This window comes from Streptomyces sp. TE5632 (assembly GCF_054061295.1).
In genome coordinates this window covers 129,643-153,798 of record NZ_JBSSEA010000001.1, presented here as the reverse complement: position 1 = coordinate 153,798, position 24,156 = coordinate 129,643, and the positions used below count along the sequence as shown (strand labels likewise).

The 24,156-nt window shown below is 69.9% G+C and carries 21 protein-coding genes; 13 read left to right on the top strand and 8 right to left on the bottom strand.

The features are described 5' to 3' along the window. Positions 1-2: 2 nt before the first annotated feature. Genes ACVW19_RS00695 through ACVW19_RS00685 form a run of 3 tightly spaced genes read right to left on the bottom strand, consistent with a single transcriptional unit; the run spans position 3 to position 3,734 of the window. On the bottom strand, positions 3-1,412 hold the full coding sequence (locus ACVW19_RS00695; RefSeq protein WP_457455535.1) for an amidohydrolase family protein: 1,410 nt from the start codon (positions 1,410-1,412) through the stop codon (positions 3-5). After that, positions 1,409-2,668, bottom strand: a complete 1,260-nt coding sequence (locus tag ACVW19_RS00690; protein WP_457455533.1) for a CoA transferase — start codon at positions 2,666-2,668, stop codon at positions 1,409-1,411. Before ACVW19_RS00690 ends, ACVW19_RS00695 begins: the two co-directional genes overlap by 4 nt. After that, a complete protein-coding gene (locus ACVW19_RS00685) occupies positions 2,655-3,734 on the bottom strand; it encodes an enoyl-CoA hydratase/isomerase family protein (RefSeq protein WP_457455531.1) in 1,080 nt (359 codons plus the stop codon). Before ACVW19_RS00685 ends, ACVW19_RS00690 begins: the two co-directional genes overlap by 14 nt. Before the next feature lie 202 nt (positions 3,735-3,936). Here ACVW19_RS00685 and ACVW19_RS00680 point away from each other — a divergent pair, with 202 nt between their 5' ends. From ACVW19_RS00680 to ACVW19_RS00645, 8 genes are read left to right on the top strand one after another with little or no spacing between them, the layout of a single operon-like run. After that, a complete protein-coding gene (locus ACVW19_RS00680) occupies positions 3,937-5,886 on the top strand; it encodes an ABC transporter permease subunit (RefSeq protein WP_457455530.1) in 1,950 nt (649 codons plus the stop codon). Next, complete coding sequence (locus tag ACVW19_RS00675; RefSeq protein WP_457455528.1) at positions 5,883-7,133, top strand: ABC transporter substrate-binding protein; 1,251 nt, start codon at positions 5,883-5,885, stop codon at positions 7,131-7,133. The genes ACVW19_RS00680 and ACVW19_RS00675 overlap by 4 nt, the downstream gene beginning before the upstream one ends. Positions 7,134-7,175: 42 nt before the next feature. Continuing rightward, the gene (locus ACVW19_RS00670) at positions 7,176-7,949 is read left to right on the top strand and encodes an ABC transporter ATP-binding protein (protein ID WP_457455526.1); all 774 of its coding nucleotides are present in this window, start codon (positions 7,176-7,178) and stop codon (positions 7,947-7,949) included. Further along, entirely contained in the window at positions 7,946-8,650 is a 705-nt protein-coding gene (locus ACVW19_RS00665) for an ABC transporter ATP-binding protein (protein WP_457455524.1), read from the top strand. Before ACVW19_RS00670 ends, ACVW19_RS00665 begins: the two co-directional genes overlap by 4 nt. 13 nt (positions 8,651-8,663) lie before the next feature. Next, positions 8,664-9,056 carry a nuclear transport factor 2 family protein gene (locus ACVW19_RS00660; protein WP_457455522.1) on the top strand — a complete coding sequence of 131 codons (393 nt, stop codon included), beginning with the start codon at positions 8,664-8,666 and terminating at the stop codon, positions 9,054-9,056. A 17-nt stretch (positions 9,057-9,073) separates the two neighbouring features. Next, positions 9,074-10,582: an aldehyde dehydrogenase family protein gene (locus ACVW19_RS00655; RefSeq protein ID WP_457455521.1), complete on the top strand. Its 1,509-nt coding sequence runs from the start codon at positions 9,074-9,076 to the stop codon at positions 10,580-10,582. A gap of 44 nt (positions 10,583-10,626) precedes the next feature. Beyond that, a complete protein-coding gene (locus ACVW19_RS00650; RefSeq protein ID WP_457455519.1) occupies positions 10,627-11,397 on the top strand; it encodes an SDR family NAD(P)-dependent oxidoreductase in 771 nt (256 codons plus the stop codon). A 39-nt stretch (positions 11,398-11,436) separates the two neighbouring features. After that, positions 11,437-13,047 (top strand): thiamine pyrophosphate-binding protein, encoded by a 1,611-nt coding sequence (locus ACVW19_RS00645; RefSeq protein ID WP_457455517.1) that lies wholly within the window; start codon positions 11,437-11,439, stop codon positions 13,045-13,047. Positions 13,048-13,950: 903 nt separating this feature from the next. Here ACVW19_RS00645 and ACVW19_RS00640 read toward each other — a convergent pair. The 5 genes from ACVW19_RS00640 to ACVW19_RS00620 form a co-directional block, all read right to left on the bottom strand. After that, positions 13,951-15,168, bottom strand: a complete 1,218-nt coding sequence (locus ACVW19_RS00640) for an acetyl-CoA C-acetyltransferase (RefSeq protein ID WP_457455516.1) — start codon at positions 15,166-15,168, stop codon at positions 13,951-13,953. 31 nt (positions 15,169-15,199) lie between these two features. Next, a complete protein-coding gene (locus ACVW19_RS00635) occupies positions 15,200-15,676 on the bottom strand; it encodes a MaoC family dehydratase (RefSeq protein ID WP_457455514.1) in 477 nt (158 codons plus the stop codon). Continuing rightward, entirely contained in the window at positions 15,673-16,566 is an 894-nt protein-coding gene (locus ACVW19_RS00630; RefSeq protein WP_457455512.1) for an SDR family oxidoreductase, read from the bottom strand. Before ACVW19_RS00630 ends, ACVW19_RS00635 begins: the two co-directional genes overlap by 4 nt. A 464-nt stretch (positions 16,567-17,030) precedes the next feature. Then, entirely contained in the window at positions 17,031-17,792 is a 762-nt protein-coding gene (locus ACVW19_RS00625; protein ID WP_457455510.1) for an SDR family NAD(P)-dependent oxidoreductase, read from the bottom strand. A 148-nt stretch (positions 17,793-17,940) separates the two neighbouring features. After that, positions 17,941-19,761, bottom strand: a complete 1,821-nt coding sequence (locus ACVW19_RS00620; protein WP_457455508.1) for an FAD-dependent oxidoreductase — start codon at positions 19,759-19,761, stop codon at positions 17,941-17,943. Positions 19,762-20,125: 364 nt separating this feature from the next. Between ACVW19_RS00620 and ACVW19_RS00615 the strand changes: the two genes are divergently transcribed. The 5 genes from ACVW19_RS00615 to ACVW19_RS00595 are packed head-to-tail and all read left to right on the top strand — an operon-like array spanning position 20,126 to position 24,113. Then, positions 20,126-20,626 (top strand): nuclear transport factor 2 family protein, encoded by a 501-nt coding sequence (locus tag ACVW19_RS00615; protein WP_457455506.1) that lies wholly within the window; start codon positions 20,126-20,128, stop codon positions 20,624-20,626. A gap of 26 nt (positions 20,627-20,652) precedes the next feature. Then, positions 20,653-21,909 carry a cytochrome P450 gene (locus ACVW19_RS00610; protein WP_457455504.1) on the top strand — a complete coding sequence of 419 codons (1,257 nt, stop codon included), beginning with the start codon at positions 20,653-20,655 and terminating at the stop codon, positions 21,907-21,909. A gap of 1 nt (position 21,910) precedes the next feature. Further along, positions 21,911-22,117, top strand: a complete 207-nt coding sequence (locus ACVW19_RS00605; RefSeq protein WP_457455502.1) for a ferredoxin — start codon at positions 21,911-21,913, stop codon at positions 22,115-22,117. Between the two features lie 2 nt (positions 22,118-22,119). After that, positions 22,120-23,361: an acyl-CoA dehydrogenase family protein gene (locus ACVW19_RS00600; protein ID WP_457455500.1), complete on the top strand. Its 1,242-nt coding sequence runs from the start codon at positions 22,120-22,122 to the stop codon at positions 23,359-23,361. Continuing rightward, positions 23,358-24,113, top strand: coding sequence for an SDR family NAD(P)-dependent oxidoreductase (locus ACVW19_RS00595; RefSeq protein ID WP_457455498.1), 756 nt, complete (start codon positions 23,358-23,360; stop codon positions 24,111-24,113). The genes ACVW19_RS00600 and ACVW19_RS00595 overlap by 4 nt, the downstream gene beginning before the upstream one ends. The last annotated feature ends 43 nt before the right edge of the window (positions 24,114-24,156 follow it).

Genomic DNA, 24,156 nt, shown 5'->3' with positions numbered 1-24,156 from the left:
GCTCAGCGGGACCAGGCGGGACGACCGTCGATCACGGTCATCCGCACTGCCTCTGAGCAAGGCGCGGCGAGCTGCTCGCGGTAGGACACCGAGAGCAGGCAGAGGCTGGCCGGTGCGCCCGGCGCCACGCGGCGCGGTGCACCGCCCGGGTTTTCGAGGGGGGTGAGCAGCGTATCCAGGGCCAGCGCCGAGTCGATTCGCTCACCGGCGCCGATCGCCGCTCCGGAGCGGGTGGTGCGATCCCGTGCCGACCTGATGACCTGCCATGGGTCCGGGTCGCCGAAGGGTGCGTCGGAGGAGCCGGCCACGCGGATGCCGACCCGGCACAGGCTCGCCCAGCGGTAGAGATGCGGTAGATCGTCGACGTCGACCTCGGCGAGGTAGGTGTCGCCGCGGCTGCGCAGGAAGTCGGGCTGCGTCACGACGGTGAGCCCGAGCCGCCGTAGGTCGTCGTCGAGCTCCGGCGGGATGATCGCACCGTGCTCGATGCGATCGCCGGGGCAGGCGCCCAGGTCGGCGAGTACCGCAACGGTCAGGATGAGCGACTCCCGCGAGACGCAGTGAACGGCGACGGCGCGCCGCCGACCGTCGGCGCCTACCTGGTCGATGAGGGCGCGCAGCGTGTCGTAGTCGGGCAGATCGTGGTCTCGCAGCAACAACTTACGTGGTCCGCGGCTCACGTTCGCCGGAAGGTCGAGCGTGTCACCGACACCGAGCGTCTGTACGTGGAGTGGTGCCACCAGGGCCAGTTCGCGGACGCCCGCCTCGTCCAGGTCCGGCGTCGCGTCGGTGACGCCGGTGATGCCGGACCCGAGCAGCTGGTCGCGGACCTCGCGCAGCGCCACGCGGTGGGAGTCGTCGACGCCGGCGAGGTGCTCTCGCAGGCGGCGGTCGTAGCGCCACAGCCGGCCGTTGGGACGCTCCTGTGCATCTCGCTCGATGTCGGGGGAGCCGGGGTCGAGCGTCCCGGCGACCAGGTCGAGCGCCTTCGAGTTCAGCATCCACAGCGCCCCGCTGCGGTGCTGAACCCGCAAGGGCCGGTCCGGAAGCAGCCGGTCGAGCACGTGGCGGTCCAGCTCGCCGGCGACGGACTCGTGGTAGCCGACGGCGCGAAGCCAGCCGTCGCCCTGCGGAGCGGTCTGCAGCGCGCGGGCCAGATCCGGCAGGCCGCTCACCCGATCGGGTCCGACGTCGAGCGAGTGCCGCGCGGCGGCGAGTGCGTGCAGATGGAGATGGTGGTCGTGGAGCCCGGGGAGCAGTGCACCCCCTCGGCCGGCGATCACCAGCTCGCCGGCGGGCCGCAGCCCGGGAGCGACCTCGGTGATCCGCGGACCACGGGTGCGTACGTCGACGAGCGTCCCGCCCAGGTCCACCTCGGTGAGGAGCAGGCCGAGGGCTTCCGGGCCCGTCACCAGAGCACCTCTTGGGTGTGCGCACCGGCTGCGGCGGCTGGCCCGGCAGGCCGGCGGGCTTGAGGAGGGGCGACCTCCACGATGTCTTCGCCGGTGTCGAGCTGCCATCGGCCCGACCTGTCCATCGTGACGCGCAGCCGGTGCCGGTCGTCGACACCCGCGGCGGCGACGTGGCGGCAGACATCGTGCATGGAGACGTCGACGAGCACCGCCCGCTCCTGCTCCAGGGCCTCTGCGGCGGCCCTGGACGCGACCACGCCGGTGAGCGGATCCGCGAGGGCGTCGCCGCAGGGGAGGACGTCGTCCCGGTCGAGGAGGTACAGCCCTGCGCCGACGGACACGTCGTCACCGAAGCCGACGCGCTGGCTGCCCCTGCCCCGAGCCGAGACGGAGAGCCAGCTGACGCCGTCCGCGACGAGCTCGTCGGCGTGCAGGCCCCAGGACGCGAGTGCGCGTGGGCGTGAGGACTCCAGCACGAGGTCCGCGGATCGGACCAGTCGGAGCAGGGCGTCCCGCGAGGCCGGGTCGTTCTGGTCGATCACGACGGAGCGGTGCCCGCCGTGCAGCAGGTCGAAGAAGGCGCGAGGACCGTGACGGGCACCGTCGAGGCGGGTGCTGCTCTCGACCTTGACGACCTCCGCGCCCGTCAACCCGAGCAGGTGTGCGCACAGCGGGCCCGCCCACAGCGCGGTGAAGTCGATGATCAGCGGGCGCTCACGGACGCGTGGCCGGATTCCGCCCGGCGTCAGCTCGACAGGGTCCCGGACACCTGGTGGAGGCCCGTGGCGGTGCACGGCCGTCCCGGGCAGACCCAGCAGCTCCATCCGGTCGGCGGCATCCGAGGTCGAGGTGCCCCGCGCCCAAGTCGACACCGCCTGCCACGGGTCGGTGATCTCGTCGGTCATCACCAGAGCGGGCACCATGTCGAGGTCGCTGTCGCGCGCGAGGGACAGTCCGATACGGCCGTCGAGGGTGGGCAGCGTCCGGAACGTGCCGGAGCACGAGAGCGGGCCGCGACGCCCCAGGCGGGCGATGGCGGCGCGTTCCGAGAGCAGGCGAACGCCCGGGAGCGCCGGAGCGTGTCCGGTGCGCCTGCTCGCGGACAGTGACAGCCGGGTCAGCTCCTCGGCGACGGTGGTCGCGGGGAGTCCTGGCGCCAGCCGAGGTGGCCCGCCCGCCCGCCCGGTCAGCGACATCGCTCCCGACGCGGCCCAGAGTCGTGCCTCCGCGGAGGCCGCGTCCTCAGTGCCGTTCATCGACCAGGCCCCAGTCCAAGGCCGTGGCCACGTCGATCCGCTGCCCGGTGAGGGCCAGGAACGCCGTGCGCCAGCGGCCGATGCGTCGCGGGATGCCGACGGTTCCGCCGGCACCCGGGATGAGTCCCATCGACAGCTCGGGGAGCTGGAACCAGCTCCCCTCGACCGCGCGCACGCGGCTTGCGAACGCCGGGATCTCGATGCCCGCCCCGATGCAGGCACCGTGGAGCGTCGGCACGACCCGCTCCCGGAGGAGATGGACGACGTGTCCCACGCTCTGCTCCAGCCTGACCAGATGGGCAGCCGCGGGGGAGTCGCACGAGCCGAACTCGTCGAGGTCGCCGCCGCTGCAGTACGAGGGTCCGCGACCGCGCAGAAGGATCTCGGCGATGGAGTCGTCGGCCAGCGCGATCGAGAGCGCCTCCAGCACTCCGTCGCGCATCGCGTGGTTGAAGGCGTTGTGACGAGCAGGTCGGTTCAGCTCGACCACGAGCGACGGCCCGTCGCGCTCGACGACGACGGCCGCGGGCTCGGAACCCGATGTACCGCGCGGGGTTCGCCGCCGCCAGTCGGCGAACTCGGGGGAGGCCAGCAGCATCGAGTAGGCGGCGGACTCCAGCTCGAGCGCGGTGACGACCGGGAGGTTCTCGCTCGCGCGCAGGGTCCGGTCCAGCACACTCGACGCGACCGGTGCGCGCGAGAAGGTGGACGCGACCGCCTCGACTGTCTCGTCGACCGGGGCGTCGACCCAGGAGCGCCCGACCCCTCCCGGCGCGATGGTGAAGGTCAGCGACCTCGACAGCGCAGCGATGGCCGGCCCCGGGACCGCGGTGGAGACGCCCACCAGGATCGGGTCGAGGCCAGGGCGGACCTGCGGTGGCTCGGGGGCCCCTTCGCGCACGGCGTCGTCGAGGTCGACGAGCACGGGGTGACGCGGCATCGGGCCTTCGGCGTACCGGAGCGACGTCAGGAACTCGGCGAGTTGACCGGCGCCGACCCGCTGCATGGTGCACACCCGCGACGGGCGTGCTGCGGCCGTGGCCGCGCGACGGGGTTCGGCGGTCATGACTCTCCTGCCTTCTGTGACGCACCGCACATTATTCGTCATGAGGAATAGATCCGTCAAGGGTTCAATCAGGAGTCGCAATGCTCATGAGGAATATTCATCATGAGTATTGACGGATGGCTCCAGTGCTGGTGAGACTCCTCGCGGCGCCAGTCATACCGCGAATCGCCTTCGCGGCGGGCGGACAGACGGGAGTGAGAACGTGGAATTGCTTCGCATGGCGGTGCTGGGTCTGGGCTTGGGAGGCGCGTACGCCCTCCTGGCTCTGGGGGTAGTCGCGATCTACCGCGGGACCGGCGTGCCGAACTTCGCCCAGGGGGCCGTCGGCATGTTCAGCGCCTATGTCTTCTTCGGGCTCCGCGATGACGGGGGTGTCCCGGCCGCGCTGGCGGTCGCCATCACCATCGCGACTGCCTCCCTGGCGGGCGTGGCGTTCTACCTCCTCGTGATGCGCCAGCTCCGGAACGCGCCGATCCTGGCCAGGATCACCGCGACGCTGGGACTGCTGCTGGTCCTGCGCGGACTGGCGATGGCGCTGTTCGACGTCGCCTCCCGCACCCCCAGGGGCGAGCTGCCCTCCCACGTGCTCCAGTTGGGCAGTGTCGCCCTGCCGGTCGACCGCCTGCTGATCGCGTGCCTGGCGGTCCTGCTCGGGATCGTGCTCAGCGTGGTGTCCGTGCGGACCCGGCTCGGTCTCGCCGTCCGCGCCGTGGCCGACAACGAGAAGGGCGTCCAACTCGTCGGGCTGTCCCCCCAGTTGCTGGGGGCCCTGACCTGGGCGATCGGATTCGCGCTCGCCGCCGTGGCGGGCATCGTCCTCAGCCCGATCTCCGGCCTCGACGCGGACGCGCTGACCATGCTCATCGTCCCGGTGTTCGGCGCGGCGCTCCTGGCGAGGTTCAACTCGTTCATGCTCGCCGTCGCGGGCGGCCTCGGCATCGGCATCGCCCAGTCGATGCTCGCCCTCGTCCAGGACCACCAGGGCTGGTACTCCATCCTGTGGGCCGGGATCGGCCGCTCCCAGGCATTCCCGGCCCTCGTGGTCATCCTCCTCATCGTCGCGTCGGGCCGGCTGCTCCCCGCACGGGGCGACGCCGCCACGGGCCGGCTGCCGGTCGCCCCCCTTCCGCGCTACCGGAAGTCGGGCCCTGTCATCGCACTCGCGGTGGGGCTGCTCCTCATCTACACGTCGTCGACCCCGTGGCTGTCGGCCGGCATCGTGACCCTCTGCGGCATCCTCATCGGCCTCTCGGTGGTCGTGGTCACGGGATATCTGGGCCAGATCTCGCTCGCGCAGTGCGCGACCGCGGGCATCGGTGGGCTGGTCACGGCGCGCCTCGCCGCCGGCCTGCCGCTGCCCCTGGTCATGCTGATCGCCGCCGCCGTGGCGGGTGTCATCGGGATCATCCTGGGGCTGCCGTCGGTGCGGGTGCGCGGACAGAGCCTCGCTCTCGTCACCCTCAGCGCCGCGTACATCTGCGAGCAGGTGGTCTTCCAGGACCCGCGGTTCACCGATGCGGAGTACGGCTACCCGCTGATCCCCGCTGCGGCACTGTTCGGCAGACAGCTGGACATGACCTCGTTCGCCGTGCTGGTCCTCGTCGTCGTGATCGCCGTGGCCTCCGTCGTCGGAGCCCTGCGGGCGTCGAGCCTGGGCCGACGTGCCCTGGCGATCCGCGAGAACGAGGCGGCGGCGATCGCGGCGGGCACCAACGTCCCTCGCTACAAGCTGGCGGGCTTCGCACTGGCCTCGGCGATCGCCGGCCTCGCGGGATGCCTCCTCGGCTACCACGCCCTGGTCTTCGCTCCGAACGGCTTCACCACGTTCGCCTCGCTGAACATCGTGGTCATGGCCTACATCGGCGGCATCGCGATGATCGGAGGCGCGATCTTCGCCGGTATCGGCGCCGCCGGCGGCCTCTTCGCCCAACTCCTCGCCGTCAACGGCTGGGCCAGCTATCACGACCTGATCGGTGGACTCGGCTTGCTGATCGCGATCCAGCTCCACCCCAACGGGATCGCATCTCTTGGACACGATCTGCGCCACCGTCTGCGATCGCGTTCAGGCAACTCGAAGGTGCCTCCGCCACCCCCGGCGGAACGCAGCACCAGTGTCGCTACCGATTCAGAAATCGAAGGGCTCGTCCGATGAAGCACAAGACTTTCAGAACCCGTGTCGCCCTCGCCGCGGCGGGACTGCTGACCATGAGCGCGCTCACCGCCTGCGGAGGCGGCGCGGCCTCCGCGAGCGGCTCCGGACCGATCGTCCTCGGATCGCTGCTGACGATCGACAACCCGTTCTGGAGCAACGCGGACGTCAAGGCGACGAACGAGGCGTGGGAGAAGTACATCAACAAGGAGCTCGGCGGGATCGACGGCCGCGAGGTCAAGGTCGTCACCTGTGACGACAAGGGTGACAGCGCCGCCGGAACCACCTGCGCCAACAACCTCCTGGCGGAGGAGCCCGTCGCCTTCGTGAACAACGCCTCCCTCGTGGTCGGCCAGGTGGTCCTTCCCCAGTTCACGCAGGCGGAGGTCGCCACGCTCGGCGCTTGGCCGATCTCGCAGCAGGAGAACGAGAACCCACTGCTCTTCCCGACCACCTCCGGAGCCTCCGGGACCTACCCCGGGCTCGCGGTCTACCTCCGCTCGATCGGCGTCGAGAACGTGGCGCTGGTGTTCGAGGACAACGGTGCCGCGAACGCGGTCGCCAAGTCGCTGGCCGGCCTGTGGGAGACGCTCGGCGGCAAGAAGTCGAGCATTTTCTCCTACGGCCTGCGCACGCCGGACTTCACGCCGCTCGCCTCGCAGGTGGCCGCGTCGAAGCCGGATGCCGTGATCGCGGGGATTGGGGCGGGGGACGCGGTTCGTGTGCTCAAGGCGTTCAAGGCCGCGGGCGTCGACGTTCCGATCACGACCACCCAGACTCCCGCGGTGAAGACAGTGCTGGAGAGTTCCGAAGGGGCCGCCGAAGGGGTCTACTTCTCGTTCGTCTGCTCGCCCACCAGCGGCAACAGCAAGGACGCCGAGCTGTACGAGCACGTGATGAAGACGTACGCGCCGGACAGGGAGCTGACCGGTCAGACCTGTGCCGCGTCCTCGGGGATGCAGTACACCCTGTCGGTGCTCCAGGGCATCAAGGGCGACATCACCAAGGAGTCCGTCCTCGCCCAGGCCCAGAAGTCGACCGACTGGCCCGGCTTCATGACTCACCCGATGGAATCGGACGCGGCGGCGAAGGAGGCCCCGGCGATCCGTAACCCCTACGTCACGGTCGCGCAGTACAAGAAGGGCGAGTTCGTGCCGGTCACCGTCGACGGCGTCCCCGCGAATCTGAAGCCCTACGTGAACGTCCGCGACGGCATCCCGTGGTTCCGCGGCACGCTGCCGGCGTCCTGAGCACCGTGCGGCAGTCTGTCGGAACGAGAATCGGAGTTGACGATGGCGATCATCGAGCTTGACCAGGTCGGTGTCCGGTACGGCGGTGTGCAGGCGCTCACGGACGTCTCCTTCACGGTCGAGGAGGGCAGCATCACCGGCCTGATCGGCCCGAACGGAGCCGGCAAGACGACACTGATCGACACACTCACGGGCATGACCTCGTACACCGGCTCGATCAGGTACGAGGGGGAGGCCATCGACAAGTGGGCGGCGCACAAGCGCAGCCGGCACGGCTTGGTCCGCAGCTTCCAGTCGGTGGAACTCTTCCACGATCTCACCGTCCGCGAGAACATGCAGGTCTACGCCGACCGGCATGGGATCCGCAATCGGATCCGGGACCTCCGCAAGGGCGCGGGGACGGACGAGTCGATCGAGGAGGCACTCGATCTGTTCGGCGTGGGCTGGACCGTCGATCGCTTTCCCGGCGACCTGCCGCACGGAATCCAGCGCGTGGTCTCGATCGCCCGCGCGCTGGTCTCCCGGCCGAAGGTGCTGCTGCTCGACGAGCCCGCCGCAGGCCTCGAAGCCGGCGAGACGCGTGAGTTGGCGGAGCACCTTCGGGCCGCCGTCGAGAAACTGGGCGTCACCGTGTTCCTGATCGACCACGACATGGACCTCGTCCTCGGGCACTGCGAAACGGTCCATGTCATCAACTTCGGCCGCTGGATCGCGTCCGGCACCCCCCAGATGATTCGGGAGGACCCGGCCGTTCTGCAGGCTTACCTGGGCGCGCCGGCGACTGTTCCGGCGGGCAGCGAGGAGGGTGCGCGATGACCGGAAAGAGCCTGACCGTGAGCGGACTCAGCGCTGGGTACGGCGGCGTTCCGGTCGTGCACGGCGTCGACCTCTCCGTCGCCCCCGGCGAAGTCGTGGCGCTGATCGGTCCCAACGGCGGCGGCAAGTCGACGATCATGCTGACCTGCTCCGGACTGGTGAAGCCCCTCGGCGGGCAGATCCGGCTGGGCGACGAGGTCCTCAACGGGAAGTCGCCGAACGAACTCGTGGGCAAGGGCATCGTGCAGGTGCCCGAGGACCGGTCGCTGTTCCACAGCCTCACCGTCGAGGAGAACCTCCGCGTGGCGTCGTCGGCACCCCCTCGGGTCGACGCCTACGACCTGTTCCCCGAGCTGAAACGTTTGCGCAAGCGTCGCAGCGCACTGCTCTCCGGCGGAGAGCAGCAGATGCTGGCGATGGCCCGGGCGCTCTACTGCAATCCCTCGATCCTGCTGGTGGACGAGATGTCGCTGGGGCTGGCGCCGCTGATCGTCGAGCGGCTGTTCGATGCCCTGCGGTCGCTGTCCGCCGAGTTCGGCATCGGTGTGCTGGTGGTCGAGCAGCACGTCCACCTGGCGTTGCAGCACGTGGAACGCGGCTACGTCATGTCCGGCGGCCGGATCACGGCTGAGGGCAGTGCCGCGGATCTCGAACGCCGCTGGCCGGAGATCGAGGCGTCCTACCTGGGCGTCAGTGCCTGAGAAAGGAATCCACATGACCGCGGCGGACACGACGAGTGTCGCAGAGGAAGCACTGGCGCTCGAGGAGCGGCGATGGCAGGCGCTGATCGCGCAGGACATCGACACGCTTCGATCGCTCTTCGACGACGAGCTGTCGTACACCCACTCCAACGGGCTGGTCGACACGGCTGCGTCGTACCTCGGATCGCTGGAGGCCGGCACGGTCCGCTACGTCGCCGTGGACCGCAGCGACACCCGGGTCACGGTCTACGGGCCGACCTCCATCGTGACCGGCGAGGCGAGGATCTCCGCCCAGCTCAACGGCAATGTGATCGAGGTCCGTTCGAGGTACTCCGCGGTCTGGACGACGGTGAACGGCACCCGGCGATTCGTCTGCTGGCACGCGTCGCCGGTGCTCGCCTCGTAAGAAGAAAGGGACGGAAAGTGACCACCACCCCGTATTCCGGCGAGGTCGAGTTCGACGGTGCCAGGATCTCCGCCGAGGCACACCGGCTCCTCTCCGCGGGAACCGTGCCTCATCTCATCGGGGGACGCGAGGTTCTCTCCGAGTCCGGGGCGACGCGTGACATCGTCAACCCGTCGACGGGGAGCGTGCTGGGACATGTGGCCGCGGGCGGTGCGGCCGAGCTGGATCGCGCGGTCCTCGCCGCACGCGAAGCCTTCGACGACGGCCGGTGGCGCAACCTCGTCCCGCGCGAGCGGGAGCGCCGGCTCGTGCGGCTGGCCGAGCTCATCGAGCAGAACGCGAGCGTCGTCGGAGACCTCGACACGCTGGACGCGGGCATTCTCCGGCGCTACGCGGACTACATCGCGACCTACTCGGCCAACGCGCTGCGCTACTTCGCCGGCTGGCCGACCAAGATGGCGGGCTCGCTTCCGCCGGTCGGCCCGGACTACGTCGTCCAGGAGCGGATCGAGCCGGTCGGCGTCATGGGCGTCATCAAGCCGTGGAACGGGCCGGCCGCCGTCTTCGCGCAGTGCGCCCCCGCGCTGGCGGCGGGCAACTCCGTGGTGCTCAAGCCGGCCGAGCACACCCCGCTCAGCGCTGCGTATCTCGGGACGCTCGCGCTCGAGGCGGGCATCCCCGACGGGGTCTTCAACATCGTGCACGGCGATGCGGCCGTCGGCCGCGCGATGGTCGAGCACCCGGGCGTGAACCGGATCTCGTTCACGGGATCGGTCGGGACCGGACGGGCGATCGCCGCGAGCGCGGCGCACACCTTCAAGAAGGTCAACCTCGAACTGGGCGGCAAGAGTCCCGTGCTGGTGTTCGCCGACGCCGACCTCGCCACCGCGGCGCAGATGGCGACGCACTCGGTGTGGAACAACTCGGGCCAGGTCTGCACGGCCGGAACCCGCACCTTCGTGCAACGGTCGATCTACGAGGATTTCCTCGACGAGGCCGTCCGCTACTCGAGCGACAAGAAGGTGGGCAACGCCTTCGACCCGCAGACCGACCTGGGGCCACTGATCACGCCCGAGCAGCAGGCCAAGGTGCAGCGCTACATCCAGGTCGGACAGGAGGAGGGCGCCAGCCTGAGGTACCTGGGCGCGGCCGGCTCAGCGACCGGAGGCAACTACGTGCCTCCGGTGATCTTCGCGGACGTCCGCAACGACATGACGATCGCCCGCGAGGAGATCTTCGGGCCGGTGATGTCGGTGATCCCCTTCGAGGACGAGGACGAGGCCTACCGGCTGGCCAACGACAGTCAGTTCGGTCTCGCCGCCGGTGTCTTCACCCGGGACATCGCCAGGGCACACCGGGCCGCCGATGCCCTCGACGTCGGCACTGTGTGGATCAACTGCTACCAGGTCACGGACGCCGCCGTGTCGTACGGCGGCGCCAAGAGCTCCGGCTACGGGCGGAGTCTGGGCCGACCGGCGCTCGACGAGTACACGCGGTGCAAGAGCGTCTGGTCGCGGAACTACTGAGCCCGGCTCCTCGCGTGAGGAGTGGCGGAATGGAGAGCAGGTCATTGGAACGCTTTGCGGACCGTGTGGTCCTCGTCATCGGGGCAGGGTCGGGCATGGGGCGCTCGGCCGCCCTCCGGATCGCGTCCGAAGGCGGCCATGTGTGGGTCGCGGACATCGACGAGGACAGTGCGAAGAAGGTGGCAGCAGAGATCGGTGAGGCGGGCGGCCGTGCGGTGGGCGTCAGGCTCGACGCGGCAGACGTCCCCGCGCTCACCGACCTCTACGCCAGGATCGACAGGGAGCACGGAGTCCTCCATGCCGTGCACTACCAGGTGGGAATCCCCGGTCCGGCCGGCCTCGCGGTGTCCGAGGACGAGTGGCAGCGGACCATGGACGTCAACATGAAGTCGGCGTACTACGCGACCACCCTCTGCTTCGACCTGCTCGAGAGGGCGGCAGGCAAGGGCAGCATCACGATGACCAGCACCGCTGCCGCGATCATCGGCTCACCGCGCAGCCCCCTCTACTCCATGACCAAGGGGGCGATCCTGCCGTTCGCCCGCTCCTTGGCCCTGATCGGGGCCAAGCGCGGGATCCGCGTCAACGTCGTCGCGCCGGGAATGGTCGAGACCCCCATGCTGTCCTCGTTCTTCCCGGGCGCGGGGAACAAGGACACCGCCGAGCTGATGGCGTCGTTCCGGTCCTCGGTGCCGCTCGGTCGCGGGGCGCAGCCGGAGGAGATCGGCAACGTCATCGCGTTCCTCAACAGCGACGACGCCAGCTACCTCACCGGCGTGACGATCCCGGTCGATGGTGGCGCAACCATCGCCTGAGCGCGCGTCGAACCGAACTAGAGAAGGATCCCAGTCGCAATGCTCTTCCACGAAGCAATCGCCCGGTCGCTCGCCGACCAGGGTGTCACCGAGATCTTCGGTCTGCTCGGTGACGCCAACCTGTACATGATGGACAGTTTCGTCAAGGTGACCGGTGGCACGTTCTACTCGGTCTCGAACGAGGCCGGCGGCGTTCTCGCGGCCAACGGCTACGCCCGCGCTACGGGGAGACTCGGCGTCGCCACGGTCACGCACGGACCCGCGCTGACCAACACCGTGACGGCACTGGTCGAGTCCGTGCGCGAGCGGACGCCGCTCCTGCTGGTGGCAGGCGACACGGCAGTCGTGGACAAGGAGAACTTCCAGAGCATCTCCCAGCGCGACGTCGTCCTCCCGACGGGCGCCGGATTCGAGCAGGTCCGTTCCGTCGACACGGCGTGCGAGGACGTCGCCGTCGCGGTGCGCCGTGCGTTCACCGAGCAACGGCCCATCGTCCTCAACGTCCCGGTGGAATTCCAGTGGCAGGAGGCGACGTACACCCCGGCGTCCGGCCGGCGTTGGCACGCACCGCAGCCGTTCGTGCCTTCTCTGGGGTCGCTCGACGCGGCCCTCGGGATCGTGGCTTCGGCGAAGCGGCCGGTGGTGCTGGCCGGTCGCGGTGTCTGGGACGAGGAGGCCCGCGCTGCCGTGCTGCGCTTCGCGCGTCGCATCGGCGCCCCGGTGGCGACGACGCTTCGCGCTCGTGACCTCTTCCGCGGCGATCCCCACAACCTCGGCGTGCACGGAACCCTGTCCCACCAGATCGCTCTCGACACGATCGACAAGGCCGACTGCCTGATCGCCTTCGGTGCGTCGTTGAACAAGTGGACGACGTCCGAGGGTGCGCTGCTCGGCGGCAAGGCGGTCGTGCAGGTCGACTCCGACCTGGCGGCGCTCGGGCGCCACCAGCCGGTCGATGCAGCCGTCCACGGAGACAGCGGGGCGGTTGCCGACCTCCTGATCGAGCAACTGGACGAAGCGGAGATCAAGCCGACGGGCTTCGCCACTCCAGAGCTCGCCCAGCGGCTCAGCGAGCGGAGCGATGCGGATTTCAAGGACCTCGGCACCGACACCACGGTCGACATCCGGTCTGCGATCCTCCGGATCGATGCCGCCTTCCCCCAGGACCGTTCGCTCGTGTTCGACGCGGGCCGCTTCATCTTCAACTGCTTCACGATGTTCCACGTGGAGCATCCGCGCGACTACCACCACACCATCAACTTCGGTTCGATCGGCCTCGGCATGGGCAACGCGATCGGAGCCGCGGCCGGAGGCGGCAAGCCGACGCTGCTGGTCACCGGCGACGGCGGGTTCATGCTGGGTGGCCTCGCGGAGTTCAACACCGCCGTACGCCACCGCCTGGATCTCGTCGTGGTGATGTTCAACGACAGTGCCTACGGCGCCGAGCACATCCAGTTCCGGAACAAGGAGATGGACCCCACCCCGTCGATGTTCGACTGGCCGGAGTTCGCCCCGGTGGCCGACGCGCTCGGCGGCAAGGGCTACACCGTCCGCAACCTGGCGGAGCTCGACGCAGTCCTGGCGGAGCTTCCCCACCGTGACCGTCCGGTGCTGATCGACATCAAGGTCGACCCCGACCGGGTCGCCTGAGGCGGGGCCGGCAGGCCCGGGAAACATCCCGGGCTCCCCGCCGCCGTGGGCGGTTACCAGCGGTCGTCGCAGCACGGTTGTGCTGATCAGGCTGCGAGCAGTGTGTGCAGGCGCTCGGCCGGGTTTTCCCGGCCGAGCGTTCTGCGTGGGCGGTCGTTGAGTCCGGCGGCGAAGGCTGGATGCCCGGGGCTGTGGACGGACGGGTCGGTTCCCTGGGGGAAGCAACGCCGCAGCAAGCTGCTGGAGCATGGCGTGGCGAGTGGCGCGCTCGACCGGTGCGCCGATCGCAGGCTTCCCGTCCTCGCCGATGACGAGGTCGTCCTACCGGTGGCAGGAAGGCACGGTTCGGAGGCTGCCGCGGGTCGTTCACTGATCACGACCATGGGCGCCTGGTGAACCGTGGCCGGCGGGAGGCGGCCTGACCGGGGTGTGCGGTGTGCGCGGCCTGAGCTCAGAGCCCGGGCGTGCCGGTCGGCGATGTGGATACGGTCCGCCTCGCACGGATACCGGGACGGCGCAGAAGGCGCCGCCACCGCGTCGAGCGGTGCCGGCGCCTTCCTCTGTGTGTCAGTGGACTGACGTCCGTAAAGCCACTTCCCGCCCGTGCGGGTGTCGATGCCGACGGTCCGGCACGCTTCCCGAGTGCCGTGGCCCTGTCGCATGAGCCGGGAGTGTGCCTCCCGCCCCCGGCCCGGCTTTCCGGGCCCTTGCGGGGCCCGAAGTCCGTCGCCACCCCTGTGAACCGCAGGGTGTTGCGACAACCACTGGAACCCGGGCGGGCCGGGCGGCGGCCCCTCGGAGCGGGTCAAAGAACTGCGTCACCGCAGGGATGAGTCCGGCCTCGGCCTTGATGCCGGGTCGTTCGCATCCGGCTGTCCCCGGTGGGAGACAGCGCGTCGGCCGTCAGCTGAGGCGCTGAACGATCATTGCCATGCCCTGCCCGCCTCCGACGCACATGCTGAGCATCCCGATCTCGCGGTCCTTCCACCGCAGCGCGTTGAGCAGCGTCGTGGTGAGTCGCGCTCCGGTCATGCCGAACGGATGCCCGACGGCGATCGCCCCGCCGTGCACGTTGACCCGTTCCTCGTCGAGGCCGAGCTCCCGGACCGAGGGCACGACCTGGGCCGCGAAGGCCTCGTTGAGCTCGACCAGGTCGACGTCGGAGACCTTCATGCCGGCCCGCCCCAGGGCCTGGTGGCACGACTCCACGGGACCGAGCCCCATGATCTCGGGCGACAGGGCGCTCAGCCCGGTGCTGAGGATCCTGGCCAGCGGGGTGATGCCCAGGTCGCGCGCTCGCTGCGCGGACGTGAGCACGAGCGCGGCGGCGCCGTCGTTGAGGGCACAGCAGTTGCCGGCCGTCACGGTGCCGTCCGGACGGAACACCGGCTCCAGCGAGGCCAGGGACTCGGCGGTGACGCCGGACCGGGGTCCGTCGTCGGCCGACACCACCACGCCGTCGGGGAGGGTGACGGGGGTGATGTCATCGGCCCAGAACCCGCTCGCGATCGAGGCCTGCGCGCGTTGCTGGCTGCGGGCGGCGAAGGCGTCCTGGTCCGCGCGTGAGACACCCATGACCCGGGCCACGTTCTCCGCCGTGTGGCCCATCGCGAGATAGAGGTCCGGAAGGTCGCCGGCTTCGCGAGGATCGGTCCAGGTGCCGCCGTTCCCGGCCAGCCGCTCGGACCTGGCGGCCGCTTCGGCGAACCGCGGATTGCGGGTCTGCGGCAGCCCGTCGGCCTTCCCGTACTGGTAGCGACTGACCATCTCGACACCGGCGGAGACGAAGACGTCACCTTCGCCGCCCCGGATGGCGTGGAGTGCCATCCGGGTGGTCTGCACGCTGGAGGAGCAGTAGCGGTTGACGGTGGTGCCCGGCACGCCGTCGAGGCCTGCCAGCACGGCGACCGCGCGGCCCATGTTGTAGCCGTGCTCACCGGCCGGCTGCGCGCAGCCGAGCATGAGATCGTCCACCTCGGCCGGGTCGAGGGCCGGCACCTGCGCGAGCGCGGCCGTCACCATCTCGGCGGCGAGGTCGTCGGGGCGGAGGTCGCGCAGGGACCCCTTGTGGGCCCGCCCGATGGGCGAGCGGGCGGCCGCGACGATGACAGCGTCCTGCATGATGCTCCTTTTCGGTTGGGCGGCCGACGGCTCAGGGGACGAGCACGCGCACCGTCTCGGCGACGCAGGCCGGTTTGTCGGCGCCCTCGATCTCGATCGTGTAGCGGACGACCGCCTGCACACCGGCAGGCACATCGGTGACCTCGACGAGCGTGGCGACCGCGCGAACCCGGGAGCCGGCGATCACCGGGTGGGGAAAACGCACCTTGTTGAGGCCGTAGTTGATCGCCATCCTCGGCCCGTCGACGCGGAAGATGTCGCCGCCGAGGCGAGGGATCAGCGAGAGGGTGAGGAAGCCGTGCGCGATCGGTGCGCCGTAGGGGCCCGCCTTGCTCCGCTCGACGTCGACGTGGATCCATTGCCAGTCCTCGGTCACTTCGGCGAAGCCGTCGACCCTCTGCTGGGCGACCTCGAACCAGTCGCCCACTCCGAGGAGTTCGCCCTCGGCGGCCCGGAACGCCGCGATGTCCTCGAAGACCCTGGTTGCGGGAGCGACGTCGTTACTCACGGTCGCGGACTCCCGTCGATCCGGCTGTTCGGCCGTGCCCGGTCGACCAGTTGGTGGAGCATGCCGCCGATCTCGGCGACCTCCCAGCGCTCTTCCTTCTCGGCGCGCGGACCCTTGACCCAGGTCTCCGCCACGGCGATCTCGCCACCCTTGACCGTGAAGACCCGGCCCGTGATGCCCTCCGATTCGGGGCTGCCCAGGTAGACGACCAACGGTGCGATGTTCGCCGGTGAGCCGGAGTCGAAGCCGGTGCGCTCGAAGGTCTCGCGCACCTGCGCGACGTACGCGTCGAGCCCCGCCGTCATGTCGGTCAACGCGGTCGGGGCGATCGCGTTGACGCCCACGGAAAGCCGGGCGAGCTCGTCGGCGGCGATGAGGGTGAAGGCGGCGACCGCTGCCTTGGCGGCGCCGTAGTTCGCCTGCCCGATGTTGCCGAACAGCCCCGAGGGGGAGGAGGTGTTCACGATGCGCGGCGCGGTGACGGGGTCTCCCGCCTTGTGCCGCTGACGCCAGTGGTCGATTGCGTGCCTGGTGACGCAGAAGGTGCCCCGCAGGTGCACCTTGACGACCGCGTCCCACTGGGCGACGTCCATGTTGACCAGCATCTTGTCGCGCAGGATGCCGGCGTTGTTCACCACGGTGTGCACCGTGCCGAAGGCGTCGAGGGCCGTTCTGATCAGGCGTCCCGCGTCGTCCCAGTCGGAGACGTCGTGGGTGCTCGGCACCGCCTGACCCCCCATGTCGAGGATCTCCTGTACGACGGGCTCGGGGTCGGCCACGTCGTTGACCACCACCCGGGCTCCCTGCCGCGCGAACTCGAGCGCGTGCTCGCGGCCGAGGCCGGCGCCCGCGCCGGTCACCACGGCGACGCGGCCCTCACAGATTCCCATCAGCTCACTGTCTCCTTCACCTGCGCTGCGGCTGGCGACGAAACTAATTTCTCATGATGAATTAGTCAAGGGTTTTCGGGGCCCGGCGACCGGGGGGCCGGCGAGGTCGCAGGAACGGCCTGGCCCGGCGGTGGGGGTGAGCGGTGGCCTGCACCGGAGTCGGAGGCGGAACCCGGCGATGGCGAGGCCGGTGATCGTGACGACGCCGTTCGCGCCTGGCCCCCGCCACAACCGCCGGGCAACAGACCGCCTGTGGGGACGAGCCCGTCGTGACACACCTGGTGAAGGCTCATCACGCGCTCATCACTCGCCCGCGAGGGTTCCCCTCGTTCTCCTCTCGGCCCGGCGAGATGCGGGAAGGGTGCTTCCAGGGCAGGGCCATGACGCCCCGTGCGCGTCGGTGGACGGCCGGCCGAAGGCCTGCTCGAGTCCTCCGGCCCGTGCACGGGGCGCTGAACGACCCGTCACTGCACCAGGTGCCCGCCGTCGACCGCGAGGCAGTGTCCGGTGACGTAGGACGACCTCCCGGAGCTCAGCCACAGGTTGGCCTGTGCGACCTCCTCCGGAGTGCCGAGCCGGCCGAACACGCTGAGCGAGAACTCGTCCACGGGCGTGCGACCCGCCCGCGAGGCGCGGATCATCGGGGTGTCGACGCCACCGGGCAGGACGGCGTTCACCCGAATCCCCTCCGCGCCGTGCTCCAGCGCGGCGACCTTGGTCAGGCCGACGACGGCGTGCTTCGCGGCGACGTACGCCGCGTTGCCGACGCGTGCGCGCACCGAGCTCACCGATCCGATGTTGACGATCGTCCGCGGCCCCTCACCCTGTCGGACGAACTGGCGCAGCTCGTGCTTCAGGCAGAGCGCGACAGCCCGGAGGTTCACCGAGACGATGCGGTCGAAGGCCGACAGGTCGAGGTCCACGAGGCGGGCCGCGTCGGGGGCGACCGCCGCGTTGTTCACGGCGCAGTCGAGCCGGCCCCAGCGTTCCACTGCGGTGGCCACCGCACGTTCGACGTCTTCCTCGACCGAGACGTCCGTGCGCAGGAAGACGGCGTCGCCGCCTCGGTCGCGGATGGTCCGCGCGGTCGCCTCCCCGAGTTCCCGGTCGATGTCGGCGACGAGAACGCGTGCGCCCTGCTCGGCGAACAGCAGGGCCGTGGCCGCGCCCATGCCCGACCCGGCCCCCGTCACCAGGGCGCAGCGATCTTCGAGTTCGCGATGCATGTCCACCTCTCATCGGTGCTGAGGACGGCTTGGCGCCGTTCGGCCCGGCCGCGATCACACGGCTACAGATCTGCGGGCGGCGCGTGGCCGACCGCCTCCGGCGAGGCGGCCGGCCACAGCCCGTGCCGTGAGAGCCTGAGGGCTCGCCTCAGCGCGCGGCGGCGTCCTCTCCTGCGAGGTATCCGAAGGCGACACCGAGGACGATCGTGCCGCCGGCCCCGCCGTAGAAGCCTTGCGTCGTCGCACCTCCGACGTTGCCCGCCGCGTACAGCCCGGGGACGACCTTCCCCCCGGTGCCTACGACACGGCCCTTGGCGTCCGTGCGCGGCCCGCCGATGGTGCCGATGGCGCTGGCCTCGACCTTCACCGCGTAGTACGGCGCGGTGTCGACGGGCCCGATGGCGCCCGTGGCGGGGTTCTTCAACGCGGGACGCATGACCATGGCCAGGGGGCCGACCAGCTGCTTGCGCATCCGCTCCGGGTTCCGGGCCGTGGCGATGTTCCCCATGATCCGGCCGGCGATCGGCCCGATCAACTTCGCGATCAGGGCACGTCCGCGCTCGGCCGCGGCGGGGGCCCAGGCGTTGATGGAGAAACGTCCCAGGAAGGGGTTGTGGTCGCCGAAGAAGCGCTCGAACGTGGTGGTGCCGCGTCCGAACCAGGGGTCGCGGCCCTTGGCGGCCTCCGGGTTGAACTCCCGGACCGTCCGGGCGAGACCGTCGGGGTCGATCCCGCACTTGTGGGCGAGCTCCTTCAGGGTGGCGGCCTTCTGGACAACGGCCGGGTAGTCGCCGCCGGGTGGGGTGCTCAGGAAGCCGTAGCGCCGGTGGTAGTACTCGTCGAAGATCATCCAGGCGGTGGCGTTCGGCATCTCGCCGTTTGCGGGGTCCACCTCGCGCATCACGGCACCGAGGTCGTTGTACGACGCCGCCTCGTTGCCGAAGCGCTTGCCCTTGGCGTTCACCATGATCGTGTGGGGCAGCGCCCGTTCGCCCTGGACGAGGCGGCTGATCGGCGCACCGTCGAGCTCCTCTCCCGGGATGCTGATCCCGGGCATCCACCACGCCTGGTCGGTGCCGACCATGTCGGCCCCGACCTCCTCCGCCATGCGCATGGCGTCGCCGACGTGACCGCGGGCGCTGGTCTGGATCGGGAAGGGCGCACCGAGGTGCTTCGCGGTGAGATCGTCGTCGCCCTCGAAGCCGCCGCTGGCGAGGATGACGCCCTTCGAGGCCCGGACCGTCTCCCGGCCCGCGCCGGTGTCGACGACCACGCCGGTGATGCCGGTGGAATCCTGCAGGAGCTGCGTCGCGCGAGCCCCGGTGCGGACCGCGACCCCGTGGTGCAGGCAGCCTTCGAGGAGTGCGCCGATCATCGCGTACCCGGCCATCCACACGCCCTGGATCCCGTTGATGAGCCACAGGGGCAGGGGGTTGCGGGCCATGCCGGATTTCTTGGGCGGTCGCACGAGGCCGGCCGCATCCCCCAGGACGGACGGGGAGAACGGGCCGGGGAAGAGCGAGCGGAAGTTCGACGCGCCCGGGATGTCGGACGTGTAGTCGGGCCACGCCACAGGAATCCAGCTCAGGTACGTCTGCTCCTCGATGAAGCGGGCGGCCTTCGGCGCGGTCTCGATGAACGTGTCGACGATGTCGTGGTCGAGGACCTGGTCGCGGCCCTGGCCCAGCAGATAGGTCCGCGCCTGTTCCGGGGAGTCGTCCGCCTTGAGGGCGTCGTAGGAGAGGCGGTGATGGGGAACCCATATCGCTCCGCCGGAGATCGCCGACGTCCCGCCGACCAGGTGCTCGGACTCCAGGACGAGCACGTCGGCGCCGTTCACCGCGGCGCTCAGTGCGGCTGTGAGTCCGGACGCGCCCGACCCGACGACGACGACGTCGACCTGCTCCGGCAGGCCGGACTCCGTCGCCTTGCCGACAACGCCTCTGAGTTTGCGCGCAGTTGATGCCATCGAGACCTCGCTTGACCTGCCGTCCGATTGTGTCCTGTGCCACACCCTAGCTTATTCATCATAAGGAATTAAGGGTCCGGCGGCGGCTTCCGGGTGGGCCGGGGCGGGTCGCGCCGGGCGTCTCGCGGGTCGAGCGATCTCGACCTTGCGAGTAATACATCATGAGGAATATGCTGCGCCGGTCGTCACGCGGGGTGGTCGGCGTCCCGGCGTGCCCGCGCTCGATGGGTGCGAGGGGTGGGGGTCGCCTGGTCGAAGGGTGGCTCACGCGGGCGGCGTGCCGCAGGGGGCTCGCCCCCCTTGACCTAATTATCATGACGAATTAGCGTGCGCTGTGTCACACCGTGAGCCGAAAGGAGCCAGCGTGGACACCACCGAGCACCTCGTGGAGCGACTCGCGCGGGCCGTCGACGACCTCGAGATCCGTCGCGTCATCACTGACTACGCGGCCCTCGTGGACGCTCGCGAGTGGGAGGGGCTCACCGGGATCCTCGCGGACGAGGTCGTGGCCGACTACCACAACGGCCGGACGGTCGTGACGGGTGCGCGGGCGATGGTCGACTACATCCGCGACAACACGGCCCACCTGGCGTGGCAGCACCACATGATCGCGCCGTACGGCGTCGACGTCGCCGTTGCCGGTGACCGGGCCACCGCCCAGGCATACCTCGTGTCCCACCAGATGCTGAAGGACGACCCGTCGCACGTCCTGATGATGGCGGCGACCTACGACCTGGAGTTCGACCGCGGGGAGCGCGGCTGGGTCCTGTCGCGCATGATCCACACGATCAAGGTCGCCAACCACCTCCCGATCACCACAGCGCCGCCGAACGGCGCCGCAGTCCCCCCAGCCGTCAGTCACTGAGACCGTCCACCGAGCGAGGAGCGCCGATGCACACCACGACCAGCGGGCAGTACGACGAGGCCGCCGAAGCCGCCGAGCGGCTCGAGCGAGCGAAGGCCGCGGGATGCCCGGTCGTCCACTTCGACTACACGAACCCGAAGCCGGCGCTGAGCTACTTCGAGGAGTTCGACAAGCTCCGCCACCAGGGTCCGACGGCCTACTCGACGTACGGCCCCGGCTTCTGGATGCTGCTGACCTCCGATCTCGTCGGTGAGGCCTACCAGACGCCGGAGATCTTCAGCAGCAGCGCCACCATCCCGACCGTCCCGCACCCGGACTGGACCTGGATCCCGACGATGATCGATCCGCCGCTGCACAGCGAGTACCGGCGCTTCGTCAGCATCGCCTTCTCCCCGCGTTTCGTGAAGGCCATCGAGGATTCCATCCGTCAGGACTGCATCGACACGATCGAGTCGTTCCTGGCCGACGGCCAGTGCGACTTCCTCGAGCAGTTCGCGAAGGTGTTCCCGACCAAGGTCTTCCTGCGCATCCTCGGGCTCCCGCTGGAGCACACCGACATGTTCATGGGGTGGGTCGAGACGATCTTCGAGGGTCTCGGCCACTTCGGCGAGGAGGCCGAGGACCAGCTGCAGGCGCAGCGGGACATCCACACCTACTTCGCGGGCGTCCTCAAGGACCGCCGGGAGAACCCGCCGGCGAACGCCGAGGACGACTTCTTCACGATCCTCGCGAACGCCCGGATCGAGGGTCGGCCGATCCGCGACGACGAGTTCCTGAACATGTCGGAGGTGATGCTCCTGGCCGGCCTCGACACGGTGAAGAGCCAGCTGAGCTACATCTTCTACTGGCTGGCCACACACGACTCGGATCGTGAGTGGATCACGCGTGAGCCGGAGATCATCCCGAACGCGGTCGAGGAGTTCCTGCGCGCGCACAACATCGTGATGACCGCCCGTCAGGTCGCCGAGGACGTCGACTTCCACGGCTGCCCGATGAAGAAGGGCGACATGGTGATGGTCGCCAACCCGTCGGCCTCGCGCGACGAGGCCGTGTACGACGACCCGACCGAGATCCGCCTCGACCGCCAGGTCAACCGCCACTTCTCGTTCGCGGGCGGCCCGCACCGCTGCGCCGGCGCACACCTCGCCCGGACCGAGCTCGCCATCACCCTCGAGGAGTGGCACAAGCGGATCCCGAACTACCGCGTCACGAACACTGAGGGCCTGGTCGAGAGCGGCCCGCAGGTCGGCATCGAGAAGCTGCAGCTTGCCTGGGAGGCCTGAGATGAAGCGCATCACCGTCGACACCTCGAAGTGCAGCGGCCACGGTCGTTGCTACACGCTCGCGTCGGCCTTCTTCGACTACGACGACGAGGGCTTCCCGGTCATCCTCGAAGAGCGTGTTCCCGACGACCGGGAGGGTATCGCGGACCTGCTGTCGGCCGTCGACAACTGCCCCGAGCGCGCGATCTCGGTGAGTGACGAGGCGTGACGATGACGATCGACATGGCCGTCGGGACTCCGGCGATCGAGGAGTTCCGCGAGCGGGCCCGGGCCTGGCTGAGGCAGAACGCTCCTGCCCGATCGGCCGTGCGGGACGAGCACGACGTCTCGGTCTTCCACAATCTCGACCACGACGCCGAACTCGAGGTCCTGCGCGAGCTGCGGGAGTGGCAGCGACTCAAGTTCGACGCCGGCTACGCGGCACTCTCGTGGCCGACGGAGCTGCACGGTGCCGGCCTGCCCACGGAGTACGCCGACGCCTTCAAGGACGAGGAGACCGCCACGGTCGCTCCGACCCGACACGAGCTCTTCTCGGTGACCGTCAACCTGATCGCCCCCACCGTGCGGATCTACGGGTCGGACGAGCTCAGGTCCCTGCTGCTCCCGGGGCTGCTCGACGGCTCACTGCTCGCGTGCCAGCTGTTCTCGGAGCCGGGGGCCGGCTCCGACCTCGCGGACATCTCCACCCGGGCCGTGCGCGAAGGCGACGAGTGGGTCGTCAACGGGCAGAAGGTGTGGACGTCCGGCGCACAGTTCGCCGACTGGGGGCAGGCGATCGTCCGGACCGAGGCCGGCTCGAGCCGCAACCGCGGTCTGACCACCCTCATGATCCCCATGGACGCGCCGGGTGTCGAGGTGCGCCAGATCCGGCAGATGTCGGGTGGGACGAGCTTCAACGAGGTGTTCCTGACCGACGTGCGCGTTCCGGACGCGTACCGGATGGGCGACGTCGGCGACGGGTGGGGCGTCACCCGGGCGACCTTGGGCTTCGAGCGCGCCAACGCCTCCAACAAGGCCGGCGTCGGCGGGTCGTTCGAGCAGTTGGTCGACCTCGCGCGACGAACCCGCTCCCTGTCCCACCGCGACGTCAGGATCGCACTGGCCGATGTCCGGATGCGGGAGGTCGCCGCCGAGATCGCCCTCCGGCGCGACAAGCGCGCACGCGACGCCGGCGAGGCGCCCGGCGCCGCCGGCTCCATGCGCAAGCTGCAGTGGGTCGCGAAGCTCAACCAGGTCTCCGGCCTGGCGCGCACCCTGCTGGCCGACCGGGCGGTCGCCGACCTCGGCGAGCCGGGCACGTTCTCGTGGAACGCCCACGTCCTCGGTGCTCCCGGCTACCGCATCGCAGGCGGAACCGACCAGATCCAGCGGTCGATCGTCGCCGAGCGGCACCTGAACCTGCCGCCCGAGCCCAAGGTGTCCAAGTCCCGGTCGGAGAAGGAGAAGCCATGAGCGTGTCGATCGACCTGACCGGCCGGGTCGTGATGGTGACCGGCGGCAGCCGTGGCCTCGGCCTGGAGATGTGCCAGGCGTTCGCCCGGGCGGGAGCCAATGTCGTGGTCGCGAGCCGCAAGGCCGACGCGTGCCGGGAGGTGGCGGAGAAGCTGACCCGCGACAGCGGTGTCCGCTCCGTCGGGGTCGGCGCCCATGTCGGCGACTGGGCCGGTGGCGAGGAGCTCGTCGACACCGTCTTCGAGGAGTTCGGCCGTCTCGACGTACTGGTGAACAACGCCGGCATCGCCCCGATGTACGAGAGCCTCGAGACCGCGACGGAGCAGCTGTTCGACAAGACCTTCGACGTCAACCTCAAGGGTCCGTTCCGGCTCAGTACCCTCGCGGCTCCACGGATGTCCGACGGCGGGTCGATCGTCAACGTGAGCTCGATCGCCTCGGTCCGTCCGAAGACGTCCGACCTCGTCTACGCCGCGGCGAAGGCGGGGTTGAACACCCTGACCAAGGGCCTCGCCCAGGCTTATGGTCCGCGGATCCGCTGCAACACGATCATGGCCGGGCCCTTCCTGACGGACCTGAGCGACGTCTGGTACACGGACGAGTGGCGCGAGCGTGCGAAGTCGTTCCCCCTCGGTCGCGCCGGGGAACCGCGCGAGATCGTCGGAGCCGCCCTCTACTACGCCTCCGACTTGTCCTCCTTCACGACCGGAACGGTGCTGCCGGTCGACGGTGGACGCACCGCGATGTCCTGAGCCACCCCGATCCACGCACAGAGAGCGAGCAACCTGCATGACG

Bases quoted from the DNA above. Each gene is read 5' to 3' on its own strand.
- ACVW19_RS00610 (WP_457455504.1), top strand. From the start codon at position 20,653: ATGCACACCACGACCAGCGGGCAGTACGACGAGGCCGCCGAAGCCGCC.
- ACVW19_RS00620 (WP_457455508.1), bottom strand. From the start codon at position 19,761: ATGGCATCAACTGCGCGCAAACTCAGAGGCGTTGTCGGCAAGGCGACG.
- ACVW19_RS00690 (WP_457455533.1), bottom strand. From the start codon at position 2,668: ATGAACGGCACTGAGGACGCGGCCTCCGCGGAGGCACGACTCTGGGCC.
- ACVW19_RS00685 (WP_457455531.1), bottom strand. From the start codon at position 3,734: ATGACCGCCGAACCCCGTCGCGCGGCCACGGCCGCAGCACGCCCGTCG.
- ACVW19_RS00670 (WP_457455526.1), top strand. From the start codon at position 7,176: ATGGCGATCATCGAGCTTGACCAGGTCGGTGTCCGGTACGGCGGTGTG.
- ACVW19_RS00665 (WP_457455524.1), top strand. From the start codon at position 7,946: ATGACCGGAAAGAGCCTGACCGTGAGCGGACTCAGCGCTGGGTACGGC.
- ACVW19_RS00595 (WP_457455498.1), top strand. From the start codon at position 23,358: ATGAGCGTGTCGATCGACCTGACCGGCCGGGTCGTGATGGTGACCGGC.
- ACVW19_RS00605 (WP_457455502.1), top strand. From the start codon at position 21,911: ATGAAGCGCATCACCGTCGACACCTCGAAGTGCAGCGGCCACGGTCGT.
- ACVW19_RS00660 (WP_457455522.1), top strand. From the start codon at position 8,664: ATGACCGCGGCGGACACGACGAGTGTCGCAGAGGAAGCACTGGCGCTC.
- ACVW19_RS00675 (WP_457455528.1), top strand. From the start codon at position 5,883: ATGAAGCACAAGACTTTCAGAACCCGTGTCGCCCTCGCCGCGGCGGGA.
- ACVW19_RS00645 (WP_457455517.1), top strand. From the start codon at position 11,437: ATGCTCTTCCACGAAGCAATCGCCCGGTCGCTCGCCGACCAGGGTGTC.
- ACVW19_RS00630 (WP_457455512.1), bottom strand. From the start codon at position 16,566: ATGGGAATCTGTGAGGGCCGCGTCGCCGTGGTGACCGGCGCGGGCGCC.
- ACVW19_RS00625 (WP_457455510.1), bottom strand. From the start codon at position 17,792: ATGCATCGCGAACTCGAAGATCGCTGCGCCCTGGTGACGGGGGCCGGG.
- ACVW19_RS00640 (WP_457455516.1), bottom strand. From the start codon at position 15,168: ATGCAGGACGCTGTCATCGTCGCGGCCGCCCGCTCGCCCATCGGGCGG.
- ACVW19_RS00600 (WP_457455500.1), top strand. From the start codon at position 22,120: ATGACGATCGACATGGCCGTCGGGACTCCGGCGATCGAGGAGTTCCGC.